17 protein-coding genes are annotated in these 16988 nt (G+C 34.8%); 9 read left to right on the top strand and 8 right to left on the bottom strand.

From position 1 onward, the window contains the following. The first annotated feature begins 20 nt into the window (after positions 1 to 20). Complete coding sequence (gene folK, locus AC06G9_RS04795) at positions 21 to 512, top strand: 2-amino-4-hydroxy-6-hydroxymethyldihydropteridine diphosphokinase (RefSeq protein ID WP_094772857.1); 492 nt, start codon at positions 21 to 23, stop codon at positions 510 to 512. Continuing rightward, positions 499 to 852, top strand: coding sequence for an Hpt domain-containing protein (locus AC06G9_RS04790; protein WP_052627539.1), 354 nt, complete (start codon positions 499 to 501; stop codon positions 850 to 852). Before folK ends, AC06G9_RS04790 begins: the two co-directional genes overlap by 14 nt. Before the next feature lie 3 nt (positions 853 to 855). Here AC06G9_RS04790 and pssA read toward each other — a convergent pair whose 3' ends face one another. Further along, positions 856 to 1533 (bottom strand): CDP-diacylglycerol--serine O-phosphatidyltransferase, encoded by a 678-nt coding sequence (gene pssA, locus AC06G9_RS04785; RefSeq protein WP_094772859.1) that lies wholly within the window; start codon positions 1531 to 1533, stop codon positions 856 to 858. A 68-nt stretch (positions 1534 to 1601) separates the two neighbouring features. Beyond that, the gene (rho, locus tag AC06G9_RS04780; protein WP_248754597.1) at positions 1602 to 3083 is read right to left on the bottom strand and encodes a transcription termination factor Rho; all 1482 of its coding nucleotides are present in this window, start codon (positions 3081 to 3083) and stop codon (positions 1602 to 1604) included. A gap of 637 nt (positions 3084 to 3720) precedes the next feature. On the opposite strand from rho, the gene AC06G9_RS04775 reads away from it, so the two are divergent. The 3 genes from AC06G9_RS04775 to AC06G9_RS04765 all read left to right on the top strand — a co-directional run bounded on the left by AC06G9_RS04775 (position 3721) and on the right by AC06G9_RS04765 (position 7201). Then, positions 3721 to 5148, top strand: coding sequence for an MFS transporter (locus AC06G9_RS04775; RefSeq protein WP_480957611.1), 1428 nt, complete (start codon positions 3721 to 3723; stop codon positions 5146 to 5148). A 244-nt stretch (positions 5149 to 5392) separates the two neighbouring features. Further along, positions 5393 to 6247 (top strand): N-acetylglucosamine kinase, encoded by an 855-nt coding sequence (locus tag AC06G9_RS04770; RefSeq protein ID WP_045756144.1) that lies wholly within the window; start codon positions 5393 to 5395, stop codon positions 6245 to 6247. A gap of 135 nt (positions 6248 to 6382) precedes the next feature. Continuing rightward, positions 6383 to 7201 carry a UDP-2,3-diacylglucosamine diphosphatase gene (locus AC06G9_RS04765; protein WP_045756143.1) on the top strand — a complete coding sequence of 273 codons (819 nt, stop codon included), beginning with the start codon at positions 6383 to 6385 and terminating at the stop codon, positions 7199 to 7201. A gap of 38 nt (positions 7202 to 7239) precedes the next feature. On the opposite strand, the gene AC06G9_RS04760 is transcribed toward AC06G9_RS04765, so the two are convergent. Both AC06G9_RS04760 and AC06G9_RS04755 read right to left on the bottom strand, forming a co-directional pair. Next, entirely contained in the window at positions 7240 to 7923 is a 684-nt protein-coding gene (locus AC06G9_RS04760) for a metal-dependent hydrolase (protein WP_480957610.1), read from the bottom strand. Between the two features lie 4 nt (positions 7924 to 7927). Continuing rightward, positions 7928 to 8233 (bottom strand): YbaB/EbfC family nucleoid-associated protein, encoded by a 306-nt coding sequence (locus AC06G9_RS04755; protein WP_045756141.1) that lies wholly within the window; start codon positions 8231 to 8233, stop codon positions 7928 to 7930. Positions 8234 to 8359: 126 nt separating this feature from the next. Here AC06G9_RS04755 and AC06G9_RS04750 point away from each other — a divergent pair, with 126 nt between their 5' ends. Beyond that, the gene (locus AC06G9_RS04750; RefSeq protein WP_045756140.1) at positions 8360 to 8986 is read left to right on the top strand and encodes a substrate-binding domain-containing protein; all 627 of its coding nucleotides are present in this window, start codon (positions 8360 to 8362) and stop codon (positions 8984 to 8986) included. A gap of 35 nt (positions 8987 to 9021) precedes the next feature. On the opposite strand, the gene AC06G9_RS04745 is transcribed toward AC06G9_RS04750, so the two are convergent. Next, positions 9022 to 10047, bottom strand: coding sequence for a hypothetical protein (locus AC06G9_RS04745; protein ID WP_480957609.1), 1026 nt, complete (start codon positions 10045 to 10047; stop codon positions 9022 to 9024). Between the two features lie 238 nt (positions 10048 to 10285). Here AC06G9_RS04745 and AC06G9_RS04740 point away from each other — a divergent pair, with 238 nt between their 5' ends. Further along, positions 10286 to 10870, top strand: a complete 585-nt coding sequence (locus tag AC06G9_RS04740; RefSeq protein ID WP_045756138.1) for a thymidine kinase — start codon at positions 10286 to 10288, stop codon at positions 10868 to 10870. Positions 10871 to 11088: 218 nt separating this feature from the next. Here AC06G9_RS04740 and AC06G9_RS04735 read toward each other — a convergent pair whose 3' ends face one another. Together AC06G9_RS04735 and AC06G9_RS04730 are read right to left on the bottom strand one after the other, a co-directional pair. Further along, positions 11089 to 11607 (bottom strand): glutathione peroxidase, encoded by a 519-nt coding sequence (locus tag AC06G9_RS04735; RefSeq protein WP_480958172.1) that lies wholly within the window; start codon positions 11605 to 11607, stop codon positions 11089 to 11091. A 9-nt stretch (positions 11608 to 11616) separates the two neighbouring features. Then, positions 11617 to 12483, bottom strand: a complete 867-nt coding sequence (locus AC06G9_RS04730; protein WP_045753295.1) for an N-acetylglucosamine kinase — start codon at positions 12481 to 12483, stop codon at positions 11617 to 11619. Between the two features lie 208 nt (positions 12484 to 12691). Between AC06G9_RS04730 and AC06G9_RS04725 the strand changes: the two genes are divergently transcribed. Next, on the top strand, positions 12692 to 14425 hold the full coding sequence (locus AC06G9_RS04725) for a M61 family metallopeptidase (protein WP_480957608.1): 1734 nt from the start codon (positions 12692 to 12694) through the stop codon (positions 14423 to 14425). A 57-nt stretch (positions 14426 to 14482) separates the two neighbouring features. Here the strand turns inward: AC06G9_RS04725 and AC06G9_RS04720 are convergent, their stop codons facing one another. Then, complete coding sequence (locus AC06G9_RS04720; RefSeq protein WP_045753293.1) at positions 14483 to 14983, bottom strand: hypothetical protein; 501 nt, start codon at positions 14981 to 14983, stop codon at positions 14483 to 14485. Between the two features lie 189 nt (positions 14984 to 15172). Between AC06G9_RS04720 and AC06G9_RS04715 the strand changes: the two genes are divergently transcribed. Then, the gene (locus tag AC06G9_RS04715; RefSeq protein WP_045753292.1) at positions 15173 to 16942 is read left to right on the top strand and encodes an AMP-dependent synthetase/ligase; all 1770 of its coding nucleotides are present in this window, start codon (positions 15173 to 15175) and stop codon (positions 16940 to 16942) included. The last annotated feature ends 46 nt before the right edge of the window (positions 16943 to 16988 follow it).

Here is a 16988-nt window from a genome sequence, read left to right as displayed (position 1 = left end):
TAAAATTCTATATTTATAAGGTGAAAAGCATCTACATTTTATTAGGAGCAAATCTTGGCGATCGAACAGCGCAATTAAATGACGCGTTAATCGCTATTGCAAGTTCAATTGGAAAAATTACAAGAGTATCTACTATCGTCGAAACCGCAGCTTGGGGCGTAGAAGAACAACCTAGTTTTCTCAATCAGGTTATTCAGGTTAAAACATTCCTCAATCCTATTGAAACCTTAGAAATCTGTCAACGTATAGAAAATCAATTAGGAAGAGTTCGTTCTCAAAAATGGGGAGCACGTGTCATAGATATTGATATCTTATATTATGAAAATGAAAGCGTCAACTTGCCACATCTTCAAATTCCACACCCTTACATCCAGGACCGTAAATTTACGCTCATCCCATTGGTTGAAATCGCGCCCGATTACATACATCCAGTTTTAAATAAGACTAACGATGAGCTGTTAGCCATATGCACAGACCCCTTAGACGTACATATTTATAATGAACATATATAAACACATTAAACCCGAAATTATTGAACAAAGTATGTTTAATAATGAAGAAATGATCAGAGAGTTTATTGCACTGTACCGGACACAGACTCCAATAGATTTTGAAAAATTAACAAAAGCAGTCCAACAAACAGATCATCAACAAATAATGAGTGCCGCCCATCATATCAAACCAACAATGGAATATATTGGAGCCTCGTATTTAAAAGATCAATTACAACTACTGGAAACATCAGCAAAAGAGATAGCCGCTATTGATCACATTCAATCACAATTCAATTCGTTAAAAATAGTGTTCGATGAACTATTTAATGAATTGGAGCAATATGAAAAATCACTATAACGATTATTTCAAACGTTGAAAATGTAACAACGAAAGGATAATATAGATGAGCAATATCATAGGCAAGGCTATAAACTGAAAAATAGCAAAAAGCGCAATTGCCAAAATCACGAAAATAAATTTAAATTTATTTTCTTCCCAGGACATCGAAGACAATTTCATCGAAAACAGTTTAATCTCACTGATCAACAGATAGCTCGTTATAGCAACGCTTATTAACAGAAAAAAAGGATTCAGGATGATCTGTGGGTATTTTTCTGCAATAAAAGGCAACGACAACACGTAAAAGGTATTCATTGGTGTATTTAAACCAATAAAGTCGGTCGTTTGACGTTCATCCAAATTAAATTTAGCGAGACGCAATGCCGAAAAGATGGTCACGACAAATCCCAAATAAGCTACTGCAGGTTGATCAACAAAAACCTCTCCCAGCAATTTATACATAATGACACCTGGTAAGAAGCCAAAACTTACCATATCAGCCAACGAATCCAATTCTTTTCCAATATTCGATTTCACGTGCAAGAGGCGCGCAACCATACCATCAAAAAAATCAAATATACCAGACGCCAACACACAATAAGCAGCTGACATATAATCCCCCTTTAGCGCCATCAGTACTCCGATACATCCACTAAATAGATTTAAACAGGTTATGGTATTAGGAATATGTTTTTTCATGTTTTCTGTATAAATAAAAAAGCCATCATTTTAATAAATGATGGCTAAATTATTAAAATCAAATGGGATTACCCATTCATACTGATCAAAAACTCTTCATTGGACTTAGTACCACGCATTTGCGCTAATAAAAATTCCATTGCTTCATTAGAATTCATATCTGCCAAATGATTACGCAATATCCAAAGACGACGAATCGATTCTTTATCCATTAATAAATCATCACGACGTGTACTAGAAGCAGTCAAATCGATAGCAGGGAAAATACGTTTATTCGCCAACTTACGATCCAATTGTAATTCCATGTTACCTGTACCTTTAAACTCTTCAAAGATCACTTCATCCATTTTAGATCCAGTCTCTGTCAGCGCAGTCGCTAAAATAGTCAATGAACCACCATGCTCAATATTACGAGCAGCACCGAAGAAACGCTTTGGTTTATGTAAAGCATTAGCATCCACACCACCAGATAAAATTTTACCAGAAGCAGGAGCAACCGTATTATAAGCACGGGCCAAACGAGTGATTGAATCTAACAAGATCACCACATCGTGACCACATTCGACCATACGTTTTGCTTTTTCCAATACGATATTAGCAATTTTCACATGACGCTCAGCAGGCTCATCAAAAGTAGATGAAACTACTTCAGCACGTACACTTCTAGCCATATCCGTTACCTCTTCTGGTCTTTCATCAATTAATAAAATAATTAAGTAGACCTCAGGGTGGTTTTTAGCGATTGCATTTGCAACCTCTTTTAATAAATTTGTTTTACCCGTTTTTGGTTGAGCAACGATTAGACCACGTTGACCTTTACCAATCGGTGTAAACAAATCCATGATACGTGTCGAATAATTACTTGTTCCTAAATCCAAGTTCAGACGCTCATTAGGAAATAATGGCGTTAAGAAATCAAAAGGAACACGATCACGAATTTCAGCAGGATTTTGACCATTGATCGCCTCTACGCGCACTAATGGAAAATATTTTTCGCCTTCTTTCGGAGGTCTGATACTTCCCCTTACCGTATCACCAGTTTTTAATCCAAATAATTTGATTTGAGACTGAGAAACATAAATATCATCCGGGGATGTTAAATAATTATAGTCAGAAGAGCGTAAAAATCCATAACCATCAGGCATAATCTCCAACACCCCTTCGTTGACAATCACATTGTCGAAATCAGCATTTGATGAAGTTGATTCTGCTTTTGTTGGAGTTGGTTTTATTGCTGGAGCAGCTTTTATATTTTCTTCAGATTCTGAGTTTACTACTTCAGTAGTTGAATCTGTTTCTTCTTTTTCTTTTTTGCGAACAGGGACCGGTTCTGATGTTTTTGCCGTTCTTATTCTTTTTCTAGGTCGCTCAGTTGATTCATCATGATGCTCCTCCTTTACTTCAGAAGTATTTTCTGCGTCATCACCAGTACTGATAATTTTTTCTATAAGTTCTTGCTTTCTAAGCTTATCAGCGTCACCGATACCTATTAATTTTGCAATTTCGCGTAATTCAGACACGAGTTTTGCATTTAATTCATTAATATCCATTAAATTTTTATTATGATATATTAGGATTTTATTTTAAAATGAAATCTATTTATTGCGCTCCATTAATCATTTTGATTAACAAACCAAGGGATTTAAGAACTAAGTGATTTCTTTTATACCTGAAGCGGAATAAATTATGAGAACCTGCACAAAGAAAAAAAACAAATATGACAATTCAAAATAAATTACAAAAAAAAACAAATTTTTAACAAAACATTTTTTGTTAAATCGTTTTACTAAAAATGGAAACGGACTTCCTAACGACAATATTATATTTGATTATGACATTTTTTTTTTAAGTTAGCGGTGCAAAAAAAAACAAAGCAAACGATTTAGATGGAAAATAAACTCATTAAAACGAATTATCCAGCCCTTTATACATTAATTATTGTATTTTTCTTTTGGGGCTTTATTGCAGCAGGAAATAGTGTATTCATTCCTTTTTGTAAAAACTACTTTCACTTGGATCAATTTCAATCACAATTGATTGACTTTGCCTTCTACACCGCCTATTATTTAGGAGCACTACTTCTTTTCATTTTCAGTACATTTTCCGGAAAGGATTTAGTAGGTAAGTGGGGGTACAAAAAAAAGTATTGTATATGGTTTACTTTTCTCTGCACTCGGTGCCGGCGCGATGATCGTAGCCGTAGAAGTCAACGTATATATAGGTATGCTCTTAGGTCTATTTACCGTAGCACTAGGTTTTTCACTTCAACAAACAGCAGCCAATCCATTCGCTGTTTTATTGGGCGACCCTAAAACTGGAGCCTCACGTGTTAATTTGGGCGGCGGTGTCAATTCTTTTGGAACAACGATAGGCCCATTAGTAATTGGTTTTGCCTTATTTGGAACATTTGAGAAAATATCAGATTCTGAAATTGCAAATTTACCCTTAGACAAAGTAGTCTATCTTTACATAGGTGTTGGTCTGTTGTTTCTATTAGCAGCAAGTCTATTTTATTTTAGTAAAAAAGTTCCTGCTGGAATCAGCAATGAGCCTATGGAAAAAGCAAACAAGGCGTTAAATACCTTGGTTATCATGACGATTTTGCTTTTTGCTATGTTTACACCGGTATTTTTAAGTTACAAAAGTGAAATAGCATTACAGTTAGAGCAATTAAATGCACAATTAAAGACCCTAACAGATCCAGCAAGTATTGACCAATTAAAACTTCAAATCAAAGAACTTGCTCATCCACTGGAGATACAACGCATGCTTTGGTTAGCAGGAGCTCTTATTGTCGTAGTAGGTGGACTGATATTCGCCAACGTTAAAGCACAAAAAAATGCCGAAGGATGGGGCGCAATGAAATATCCACAACTTGTCTTGGGTATGATTGCCTTATTTTTATATGTAGGTGTTGAAGTAGCCATAGGAAGTAACTTAGGTGAACTGCTTACTTTAAAAGAATTTGGAAGTCTTCAATCATCACAAATCACTCCATATGTATCCATGTATTGGGGAAGTATGATGATCGGACGTTGGGCTGGAGCAATTACAGCTTTCAATCTAACAAAATCAACTAAAAATATCCTATTGATCATTGTGCCACTAGTCGCTTTTTCTATTATTATAGGCGTTAATACAATGGCTGGATTTGAAATGACACATCTTTATTATTATGTGATCTGTATTATCATCCAAATCGGTGCATTCTACTTAAGTAAAGAAAAACCTGCTCGTACATTGATCGTTTTTGGCTTATTTGGTATCATAGCGATGACAGTAGGCTTATTATCTTCTGGAACAGTAGCGATTTATTCATTTTTAGCAGGTGGATTAGCATGTTCGATTATGTGGTCTTCTATTTTCAGTTTATCCATTGTAGGCCTTGGTAAGTATACTGCTCAAGGATCAGCATTCTTAGTCATGATGATCTTAGGTGGAGGTATCATCCCTCCTATTCAAGGAAAATTGGCCGACATCATCGGTATACATAATTCTTACTTACTTCCATTACTTGGATTTGTCTACATTGTATTCTTTGCAATCGCAGTAAGATCAGTATTGAAAAAACAAGGTATTAATATCGATGATATTGAAGCAGAAGGAGGACATTAAGCTCTCCAAAACCCCAACTAATTGTAAAAAATACACTATCAAACTAATTTGATAGAAATCAACAAAAAGCGCCTTAAATATAATTTTAAGGCGTTTTTTATGTAAAAGAAATTTTATGGTCGAAATAATTTTTTATTTTAGTACGCTGGGGATACATAAATTATAAATAAAAAAATGTATTTTCGAAAATCGGATTCTAATAATCCCATTTTAAAACGAAAAACTCAATTAAAACTACTCAATAATGATTATTATTGCTGACGGAGGATCAACGAAAACAAACTGGTGTTTGTTAGATGATTCAAACAAAAAAATTTACTTCAACACTGAAGGATACAACCCATATTTTGTGGATAGCGAGTATATCGTTAATTCATTAAAAAAAGGCCTTCCCAATGATTTACCATTTGATGATATTAAAGAGGTTAACTACTACGGGGCAGGTGTACACAATAAAGAAAAAGCAGAAATCGTTGTAAAAGCTATTCAAGAAGTTTTCCCACAAGCTCAAGTTGAAGTTGGCCATGATTTACTTGCCGCAGCAAGAGCTTTACTAGGTAAAGAAGCTGGATTCGCAGCTATTTTAGGTACAGGAACCAATTCTTGTATCTATGATGGACAAAACATCACCTACAACATCGATTCTTGTGCATACATTTTAGGAGACGAAGGTAGCGGCAGTTATATTGGTAAAAAATTATTAGCTGATTATATCCGTGATTTAATGCCTCAAGATGTTCGTAAAGTATTTTACGATACCTACAAAATCACACCTGATGAGATCATGGATGCGGTATACACAAAACCTTTAGCAAATCGTTTCTGCGCTAGTTTTAGTAAATTTGTTTACGACAACAACGTGAATATTGAATATACTCGTGCTATCGTTGACGAAGCTTTTGAAGCATTTTTCAAAAACTTAGTAAGTAAATATCCTAATTACCAAGAATACACCTTTAATTGTATCGGATCTGTAGGTTACAATTTCCGCAATGTACTGGAAGAAAAGGCATTACAATATGGAATGAAAGTAGGTAAGATCTTACGCTCGCCGATTGATGATTTAGTTCAGTTTCACATTAATAGAGCTTCAAAATAGGCACGCCCTATTTTAATACTAACAAACATAAAGGGTGGAAATCATGATTTCCACCCTTTATGTTTGTTAATAATTTCATAACAAAGCATTTATACACACATCATATTAAAATGCGTCTTTTGAAAAAACGAAGTTATGAAACGAAACCTCGATATTGTAGTACTATCAGACATTCATCTCGGAACCCATGGAAGTCATGCAAAAGAGTTGTTGTATTACCTAGAATCCATCGCTCCAAAAATGCTCATTTTGAATGGTGATATAATCGATATCTGGCAGTTCAAAAAAAGTTACTTCCCATCAGAGCATTTGCATGTGATCAAAAAAATCATTGATTTAAGTGCTAACGGTACAGAAGTCTATTATATCACAGGCAACCACGACGAAATGCTCCGAAAATTTGCTGATCTCAAACTGGGCAATATCAAATTAACCAATAAACTTCTGCTATCACTCAATAATAAAAAAGCATGGATATTCCATGGTGACGTATTTGATGCTTCCATTCAACATTCCAAATGGTTGGCAAAACTAGGTGGCTGGGGATATGATAAATTGATTCAGCTCAATCATTTCATCAATTGGATACTAGTCAAAATGGGGCGAGAAAAATATTCCCTATCTAAAAAAATAAAAAATAGTGTCAAGAAAGCAGTCAAATATATTTCAGATTTCGAAGAAACCGCTACAGAATTAGCGATTGAGAAAAACTATGACTACGTAATCTGCGGACACATCCACCAACCACAAATCAAGGAAGTCATCACAAGAAAAGGAACCGTAACCTATATGAACTCCGGCGATTGGGTTGAAAACCTGAGTAGTCTAGAATATCATAACGGCAAATGGACATTGTTCCATTACGAAGACTATAAAGAGTCTATCATGAAAAATAAGCTAGCGGATACACCCATTTTCACTTTAGAAGATTTAAAAAAATTAGTTACTATATAATATAAAAGGGGAATTAACACATAATTCCCCTTTTATAGCTATAATTCGATCGACTCACCGATTGCAGGTAAGTACAATGTCTTGCCGCAATTAGCAAATTTTTCTACTGCATTGACTTTGTCAATAGTAATTGGAGGAAATGTGTCATAATGAATTCCTACTATTTTATCACAATCGATAAATTCCGCAGCTCTTACTGCATCATCAACGTCCATTGTATAATGTCCACCGATAGGTAAAAAAGCCCAATCTAGTTCAATATCAGCCAACAATTTCATTTCCATGGTCAGCGCAGTATCTCCAGCAAAGTAAATTTTCTTATTCCCAGCATATAAGATAAATCCAACAGGAAATCCACCATATTCACCATCTGGAGTACTGTTAGTATGTAAAGCATATACCATCTTGACTGTACCAAAAGAAGTTTTTATAGTCCCTCCTAAGTTAAATTCAATTACCTTATCATCTGGTACACCTTGATTTCTTACCCAAGCAGCAGTCTCCACAATAGCAGCAACTGTAGCTTGGCTATTCTTTTGAATTTGAGCCATATCAGCTACATGATCCTGATGTCCATGACTTAAAAAAATATATTCAGGTAAGATCGCATTTACATCAATCGCTTTTGCCAATGGATTATAACTGATAAATGGATCCATTAATACCTCATGTCCATCAAAGTTAAATGCAACACAAGATTGTCCATAATAAGTAGCTTTCATAATTTTATTGATTAAATAGTCCACCTAATCCACCTAACATATCCTGACTAGCAGCAGACATTTCGGATTGACTCACATTTTCCGCTTGTACCATCGCCTTATTTAAAGCCACTACAAGTAGTTCCTCCAGCTCCTCTTTGTCCGCATTACTCAAAAAAATCGGATCAATTGTAATTTCCTTAATTTCCTTATTAGCGGTCGCAACAACTTTTATCAGTCCACCTTCAGCTTCTCCAAATACGGAAATATTATCTAATCGCTGTTTAATTTCTTGTGCCTTTTGTTGTGCTTGGAATAATTTATCAAACATAATATAAGATCTAAATTTACAATTCTAAATATAGGGCAATTTACACATTTGAATTCAAAACATAGATGTCAAAATTACCTTTCAATTTAATTCGCAAATCAAATCATCCTTTCGTAAATTTGCAACATGCAAAGCAATCAAGAAATTTTAGTTGAAGCTATCCTAAATCAATATGAAGTTGATCAAGCTCATTTGCCACAAGGAATTTTAGATGAAATCTATGCCATACCCAGTAACTTGGTGACGAGTAACGATATCATAAATTACACCAAGTGTATAGGTCAAGTATTAAATAAAACTGAAAAAACAGCTGATCTTTTAGAAATTTTAGATGATGAAGTCCATATCATCATCCATAAGCTGAAATTTATCACAGCATCAGATCGTCCTAAAGTCGTTGTTTTAGACGGACTAAACCCAACAGTAATAAACTCCAGCAATTATTTGCAAGAATGTCTGACCATTGCGGGCGGCATACCAACCAATAATATTGCAGAAGCTGATAAAGTCATGATTATCAATGATGAGGAATTAACAATTGCACAAATTCCTAATCTACTATCGGATTCAAACTGGTATGATACCAATGCCATTAAGCTAAATCAGGTTTTCTTAATCAATAAAGAAAAATTCGGAAAAATTCCAGGGAAAAACTACTGCCTAGAATTAGAAACATTAGCCGAGATACTGCAACCCAAATACTTTTTTTATGGGTTAGAAGGCACCACTTGGATTCAATTTCAACTACAATAAAAAAGCTGACTTAGTAGTCAGCTTTTTTATTGTAGTTATGCAAATCTCTTTCTAATCAAAGCATAAAGCTTATCAACACTATTAGGTTTTTCGACCCATTTATTTTTTACAGCATAATTGGTTTGTAAAAATGCGTCTGCTTCTGCATAATCATTACAACGATTCAGTAACTCAATTGCTTCGCTATAAGCCAAACTATAGCCGTTGAACAGATCTTTAATAAACAAAAGCTTATCATTCAAATTGATGATCGTCTTAATATCCTTCACCTGTCCTGAATTGCCTGTTGGATTATTCATTTCAAAAACACGATTTTGAACACCAGCTTTCTTTTGTTGTGAAATAATTTCATTTAATGTTAAAGGTCGAGCAGTAGTTTCAGATTCGCTTGAAGCTTCCACACGGATTTCTTCTTCTATGAAAATTTCCTTTGATTCTTCGATTACTTCATGAACAATCACTTTTTCTTGCTCCATTTCCGGTATTGCTGATGGAGCATCGCTTATCTCAACTTTCTCTTCAGGCACCACAGGTCTAACATACACCTGCTCGCTATCCACTACTTCACGTTCAACGTTAGCCTCTTCAGTAGCTTTAACCGATTCAGTAGGATTGACTTCCTGGGCAGGACTCACTTCATCCGCATGCGTTTGTTCAGCATCCGTATCCAAAATATCATTTCCACCTGTTAAATGATTTTTTTCAATGACGACATCAGCATGAGCAATAGGCTGCTCTTCTTTCTTCTGCAGACTACCTTGAAACAAATTGGAAGGTGGAGTAAAGTAATTATTAAATGACACCTTTTCTTCTTCTACTTGACTATGTACTACTTTTGGCGCAGCAGGTTCATCTTCCCGAGCCAATTTCTGTTCTTTATCGAGGAGATCCTGTGCCTTTAACACCCCTACTTGAGCAGCAAGATATTGTGCAGTAGCCTCTAACAGAGCTAAATCAGTTTTTTTATTTTCAAAACCATTTTTTGAAAGTGCTAAATACTGTACTTCCAACTCTTGCAATACATCGCCTATCTTATCAAATAAATTTTGTTTCGTCGCCATAAATTATACATTTCTTTGTTCTTGATGCCAGTAAAAGCTTAAATTTTACAAATGGAATTAAACGCTATTTCCAACTTACTGATTTATACTTTATTGTTCAGTATTTTAGTTATTATAGACTCAAATTTAATATTAAATTCTGATATTAGCAGGACTTAATCCGTATTATTTTACTTTAAAAATCAGATTTCGCACTGATTAGAGATAATACTCAATTTATTGATTTTAATTCATTTAAATGCTTTTTTCTGAACATAATTTTACCCAACGAGGGCCTGCATATGGAAGTATCGAAGTTATTTGTGGTTCCATGTTCTCGGGTAAGACCGAAGAACTCATTAGAAGACTTAAGCGAGCACAATATGCCAAACTCCATGTTGAAATTTTCAAGCCAGCAGTAGATAAAAGGTATGATGATCTTTTGGTAGTTTCACACGATAGCAACAGTATTCCATCCACGCCAGTAGATCATTCATCATCAATTTTGTTACTCAGCAACGATACACAAGTAGTTGGTATAGATGAAGCACAATTTTTTGATGAAGGTTTGACAGAGGTCTGTGTCAATTTGGCAAATAAAGGAATTCGTGTCATAGTAGCCGGATTGGATATGGATTTCAAAGCACAACCCTTTGGCCCCATTCCTAATATTATGGCTATTGCCGAACATGTCACTAAAGTACATGCCGTTTGTATGCAATGCGGAGCCCCGGCAAATTATTCTTTTAGAACTTCATCAGATACAACCACTGTACTTTTAGGCGAAAAAGAAGCGTATGAAGCAAGATGCAGAAGATGTTACTATAATTTAACAAACTCTTAACAATATTTTAATATTCGAACTATTTTTTGGCATTAGGTTTGTATATCTATATGAAACAAGATAATAACAGCTATTAGTAGCTATAAAATACTTTTCATAATTTAGGTTTATAATTGGTTAGTTAAAGTCCACCCTCCCAAGGTGGACTTTCTTTTTGCACACCTATTGAAAATACGATCAAAAAAAAACCAACAAATAAATCTGTTGGCTTTCAATTTCTATTTTTTTACCCAATTGACAATTTCATCGGACAATGGATTGACAGCTGAACGATAGCGGTGCACCAGTTTACCATGCTCATCAATTAGAAACTTTTCAAAGTTCCATTTAATTTCTCCTTTAAAATCTGGATTGTCCTGATTGGTTAAATATTTAAACAGTGGATCAATTTGGTCTCCTTTCACCTCAACCTTTTCAGCCATCAAAAATTCAACACCGAAATTTTGCTGACAAAATTCCTGAATATCATCATTAGTACCAGGCTCCTGATTTCCAAAATTGTTGGCTGGAAATCCGATAATCACCAAATCTTTACCATACTGTTTATACAGCTCTTGCAAATCCTTATACTGCTTCGTAAAGCCACATTTAGAAGCCGTATTGACTATTAGAATTTTCTTTCCTTTAAAAGAAGACATCTTGACGTCATGACCATCTAGACTTTTAAAGGTATAATCATAGATGCTGGGATTTCCAAATATCATGGAAAAACAAGCAATAATTGTGGATAAAATCATCATGTTGTGTTAAAAATTTATAAGTGAACTTTTTTCTCTTTCAATCACAAAATCAAACAATTCGTTGATCGGCGATTTTAATATTTTACCAATTTTAATATGATGACCATTACATACATCACGGAGTATCAAATCAAGATAATAAGCGATAGAACCCACAAAATGACATTCATAATCTTGATAATCCTGATACGTGAGTACACACGTCTGAACATATTCTTCAAAACCTGACCGAACAATTTCATCAATAAAAGGATGCGTAATATTAGCCGATAAAAATGGTGCAAATGAAGCCAAATAAGCATTTGGTCTCTCCTTTTGATAAACATTCTTAATAACGATCTCCTTTGTTACCCGATAATGTTCAGCAAAATTCTCAGCCAGATCTTTTGGAAGCCTTCCATACAGAAATAAAGTGATTAACTTTTTCCCAAACCAAGCTCCTGAGCCCTCATCACCTAACACATAACCATTGCCATAGTTAGAAGGTTGCACCTCCTCACCATCAAAAAAACTGATATCAGATCCCGTACCTAAAGTTGCTATATAACCTTTGTTCTTGCCACAAGTAGCTAATGCACTTCCAACCAGATCATTCTCAACAGATATAAATGCATTTTCAAACAATGGCGTCAAGGCATTTGAAACCATTTCCCTTCTATCAGGAGAGATGCAGCCGGCACCATAAAAATAAAGCTCCGTTATTTCGTTAGCATAAGGTATAATTTCAGGTATCTCTTTGATCACCCGAGTAATTTCTTTATCATTTACAAAAAAAGGATTGAGCCCATTTGTAGAAAAAGACAAAGGAGGACTATCTGGAAGTTCCAATTTCCAATCTGATTTGGATGAACCACTATCAACAACTAAAATCATAAATAAAAAGATTATGCTCCATGGAGCGTATCAAATATACAAAATTTTCAAGTTTTAAAATAACTTAACATTTGCCCTCAAAGCAAAATTACTAACGACACCCAAAACATTCACCAATAAATTTTGTATAACACACATAACCTTGTACTTTTGTAAACCACAAATAAATTTTGAACTGATATACGTATCAGTTATTTAACGCTTTAAAATGATCGAAAAAAGTAATAGTACATCAAAAGTACATTTTGATGTTTCCTTTAGTGAGCCTCAAGCACATTACGCAGATATAAAAATGTCTATCAAAGAAATTCAAACAGATTTCATTGACTTAAAAATGCCCGTTTGGTCTCCAGGATCCTACTTAATACGCGAATATTCAAAACAATTAGAACGATTCTCTGTCGAAGATCATGTAAAATATGAAAAAATTAGTAAAAACACGTGGCGTATTTACTGCAAAAATGTAAACTCATTAGTGATCAACTATCATGTCTATGGTTTTGAGAGCTCCGTCCGGACTAATTTCATTAACGACGAACATGCTTTCATTGTACCAACCGCAACTTTCCTACATATGGACGGTATGATTGATGAATCTGTAACCGTAAAATTTTTCCCTGCAGAAAATTGGAAATATATTTCAACGGGTCTTGAAAAAGTTGAACATCATACATTTTTTGCACCAGACTTTGATATTCTATACGATTCCCCCATTGAAATAGGCAATCAAGATATATGGACGATCCAAGCGTCGGACGTAGAACATGAATTTGCCATGGTAGGAGGCGGCACATACAATAAAGAAAGATTAAGTGCAGATGTTCAAAAAATAGTAGAAGAAGAAACCCGCATTTGGGGCTCCAACCCCAACAAAAGATATGTCTTCATCACCCATAACTATCAGTCAGGAGGAGGAGGATTAGAACATCTCAATTCAACAGTACTGGGAGCATCCAGAACAGCCTATAGCAATGAAGGATCTTACAAAACATATTTAAGTCTCATTGCACATGAGTACTTTCATTTATGGAATGTAAAACGTCTACGTCCTAAAGCGCTAGGTCCATTTGATTATGATCAAGAAAACTACACCACCGGTCTATGGATCATGGAAGGATTTACCTCATACTATGACAATTTAATCATCAAAAGGTGTGGTTTCTTTTCTGAGCAAGAGTATCTCAATTTATTAGCAAACGATTTTACGACTGTAGTCAATCGTCCTGGCCATCTCATACAATCTGCGGCCGAAGCAAGTTTTGATGCCTGGATCAAGTATTACAGACAAGATGAAAATTCACCCAATTCTAGCATCTCCTATTACAATAAAGGGGCTATGCTCACCGTGTTTTTAGATTTAAAAATAATTGCAGCATCAAAAGGAACAAAAAAATTAGATGACGTATTAAAAGTAGCTTACGACTATTTCTATATACAGGAAAATAGAGGATTTGAAGAGCACGAATTTCAACAACTGGTAGAGCAAGTTTCTGGAATTTCATTCGCTGATATCTTCCAAGCAGCACATGAAAATGGGGAACTTCCCTACAACGACTATTTCAACTTAGTGGGATATGAAATGATAGATGTAAATGCCGAAAGCAATTACCTAAGCCTTGGAATAAATTATCAAAAAAATGATGGTATGCATATTATTACCGCAATAGAAAAAGGATCAGGGGCTTGGGATGGAGGTCTCAATGTTCGTGATGAATTAATTGCGATCAATGGTATACGCCTAGATATGAAAGATAAAGAGTATGATTATTTTATGCAGCATAGTACTCAGGGCGAGATTTTAGATATCTTGATCGCACGAGACGGAATAATAAAAGAACTTAAAATTCAGATACGGGCCAACAATAAAAAGATGTTCCGTATCCAGCCATTAAAAGATCAATCCGAAGAACAGCAAAAATTAGCTCAATTCTGGCTATCATAACAAATAAAAGGCTGTCTTACCGATGGTAGGACAGCCTTTTATTGTTTACATCGAGTACTAAAATTTATACCGGAAAGAAAACCCAATTGGATCTATTAATTTAATCGAACTGGATTGTAAAAAATCAAAATAGGGTTTTACATCCAAAGACACTTGAAATGGAGTTTCTGGAATATTATATTCAATTCCAATGATTCCATCGATACTAAGTGCCAATTCCGAATCATGTTCCACACGCTTTCCATCAATTGTTTTGTCCTTCTCCTTATAAGATCCAAGTCCACCACCGAATCCATAATACCAATTAAAAGCAGATGAAATAGGTTTATAGTATTCGTATAAACCAACGACTCTAAACCTTCTGTAGTTAGAGTTACTTTGAATGCTTAACAGCGCCTCTACAGCTCGGTCATTTGAAAGTGTATGTCTATAGGTAATTCCTTGAGCAGAACCAAAACGAGCTCCAATGGCACCTTTAGAATCTAACTGCGCAAAAGCTTCATTTGTTATCCCCAATAAACCAACTGCCACCCCAACGATCCAAGATAATTTTTTCATACTTAATGTTCGTAATTTGTTTTTCAATATAATTTTCCAAAGGTAATATCAATAATTAAACGATACAAACGTTAAAATGTTATCAACAATTTTAAATATAAAAAAATGCACATCAAAACATTTTTCATATATTAGACTGTATTTGAATACTTAGTAATAACCCAATTAAGTACATATTATAAATTTATTATGGCACGACAAAATAGAATTTTTGATCTCATCACCAATTATATATCCGAATACTCTGATAAAACCATTATTGCCGGTCGCGATAAAACAGGTCATTGGAAAACATATTTAGCAAGTGAATTTATTGATCGTGTAAATAGCCTAAGCAAGGCATTATTGAATCTAGGTTTACAAAAAGGAGATCGGGTAGCCTTGATGTCTGGCAACCGTCCAGAATGGAGTATCGTCGATTTTGCCTGTAACCAATTGGGCATTGCACTCGTTCCACTTTACCCAACTTTAGCCTCACAAGACTTATCGTATATTGTCAACGATGCAGAAGTAAAATTAATCTTTGCAAGTAACAGCGAACTTGCAACACGTGTTGCCGAAGCATTGAACGATCACCAATTAATCATTCCAATCTATAATTTCGAAACTACTGGTGACGAAAAAAACTTAGAAGCTCTCCATCAAATTGGAGCAAAATTAGACATCGATCTTAAACCATATCATGATGCCATCCATGAAGATGACTTACTCACATTAATTTATACATCTGGCACTACAGGTAAACCTAAAGGTGTATATTTATCCCATAAAAATATTTTAAGTAATGTCCAAGCCTGCTATCATCTGATCAGATCAGATTTCAAAAAAGCGGTCAGTTTCTTGCCCCTCTGTCATATTTTTGAACGCATGGTTGTTTATATGTATTATGCAAAAGGTGTAGAAATCTATTTTTGTGAAACTTTAGATAATATCGTGGTCGACATCAATGAAGTAAAACCCGATGTCTTTACAACAGTACCGCGCGTATTAGAAAAAGTATATGATAAAATCGTAGCCAAAGGAAAAGATTTGACGGGGATAAAAAAATCACTATTCATGTGGGCATTAAACCTAGGCCTTCAATATCAAGAACCTACGAAAAATAGTTCTTGGTACAATTTTAAACTTGCCATCGCTCGAAAATTAATTTTTTCAAAATGGAAAGAAGCTCTTGGAGGAAATATAAAGATAATCGTATCCGGAGGCGCAGCACTACAAGAAAGACTTGCACGAGTTTTTTGGGCAGCCGATATCAAAGTTCTTGAAGGATATGGCTTGACAGAGACATCACCAGTGATCGCTGTAAATACGTTCTTCGATACCGGTATTAAATTTGGAACCGTCGGAAAACCATTAAAAAATCTAGAAGTAAAAATAGCTCAAGATGGTGAAATTTTGGTAAAAGGCCCAAGCATCACTTCCGGTTATTACAAAAATGATGAAGCAACCAAAGAAACCTTTGATGAAAATGGATTTTTCAAAACTGGAGATATTGGAGAAATTTCAGCAGATGGATTTTTAAAAATCACCGACCGCAAAAAGGAAATGTTTAAAACCGCAGGAGGCAAATATGTAGCACCTCAAGCAATTGAAACAAAACTTATGGAGTCTACACTCATTGCCCAGATTATGGTCGTCGGAGAAAATAGAAAATTTCCTTCCGCATTAATTGTACCCGCTTTTGAAGAAATTGAAAAATGGATGAAACATAAAGGCATTCCAGTCGTTTCGAAAGAAGAGACCATCAAAAATCCAAAAGTAATCGAAAAATATAATCAAGAAGTAGAAAGATTATCCACCGAATTTGGTCACTGGGAAAAAATTAAAAAATTCGTCCTACTAGCCAAGGAATGGACCATTGATGAAGGTCAATTAACACCAAAACTCAGTTTAAAAAGAAAAATCATTCTGAAAGAGAATGAAGAAAAAATTGAAAAAATCTATCAAGAAAATAGCTAAACAAAATATCCCCCTATCTAAAAATAGGGGGTGTTTTCTGAAAAAA

This window comes from Sphingobacterium sp. MAE, assembly GCF_056711605.1.
This window is presented reverse-complemented; position numbering and strand designations above follow the sequence as displayed.

Coding starts and splice junctions, on each gene's coding strand:
- AC06G9_RS04790 (WP_052627539.1), top strand. CDS start 499: ATGAACATATATAAACACATTAAACCCGAAATTATTGAACAAAGTATG.
- pssA (WP_094772859.1), bottom strand. CDS start 1,533: ATGAAAAAACATATTCCTAATACCATAACCTGTTTAAATCTATTTAGT.
- rho (WP_248754597.1), bottom strand. CDS start 3,083: ATGGATATTAATGAATTAAATGCAAAACTCGTGTCTGAATTACGCGAA.
- AC06G9_RS04775 (WP_480957611.1), top strand. CDS start 3,721: ATGATCGTAGCCGTAGAAGTCAACGTATATATAGGTATGCTCTTAGGT.
- AC06G9_RS04770 (WP_045756144.1), top strand. CDS start 5,393: ATGATTATTATTGCTGACGGAGGATCAACGAAAACAAACTGGTGTTTG.
- AC06G9_RS04765 (WP_045756143.1), top strand. CDS start 6,383: ATGAAACGAAACCTCGATATTGTAGTACTATCAGACATTCATCTCGGA.
- AC06G9_RS04760 (WP_480957610.1), bottom strand. CDS start 7,923: ATGAAAGCTACTTATTATGGACAATCTTGTGTTGCATTTAACTTTGAT.
- AC06G9_RS04755 (WP_045756141.1), bottom strand. CDS start 8,233: ATGTTTGATAAATTATTCCAAGCACAACAAAAGGCACAAGAAATTAAA.
- AC06G9_RS04750 (WP_045756140.1), top strand. CDS start 8,360: ATGCAAAGCAATCAAGAAATTTTAGTTGAAGCTATCCTAAATCAATAT.
- AC06G9_RS04745 (WP_480957609.1), bottom strand. CDS start 10,047: ATGGCGACGAAACAAAATTTATTTGATAAGATAGGCGATGTATTGCAA.
- AC06G9_RS04740 (WP_045756138.1), top strand. CDS start 10,286: ATGCTTTTTTCTGAACATAATTTTACCCAACGAGGGCCTGCATATGGA.
- AC06G9_RS04735 (WP_480958172.1), bottom strand. CDS start 11,607: ATGATTTTATCCACAATTATTGCTTGTTTTTCCATGATATTTGGAAAT.
- AC06G9_RS04730 (WP_045753295.1), bottom strand. CDS start 12,483: ATGATTTTAGTTGTTGATAGTGGTTCATCCAAATCAGATTGGAAATTG.
- AC06G9_RS04725 (WP_480957608.1), top strand. CDS start 12,692: ATGATCGAAAAAAGTAATAGTACATCAAAAGTACATTTTGATGTTTCC.
- AC06G9_RS04720 (WP_045753293.1), bottom strand. CDS start 14,983: ATGAAAAAATTATCTTGGATCGTTGGGGTGGCAGTTGGTTTATTGGGG.
- AC06G9_RS04715 (WP_045753292.1), top strand. CDS start 15,173: ATGGCACGACAAAATAGAATTTTTGATCTCATCACCAATTATATATCC.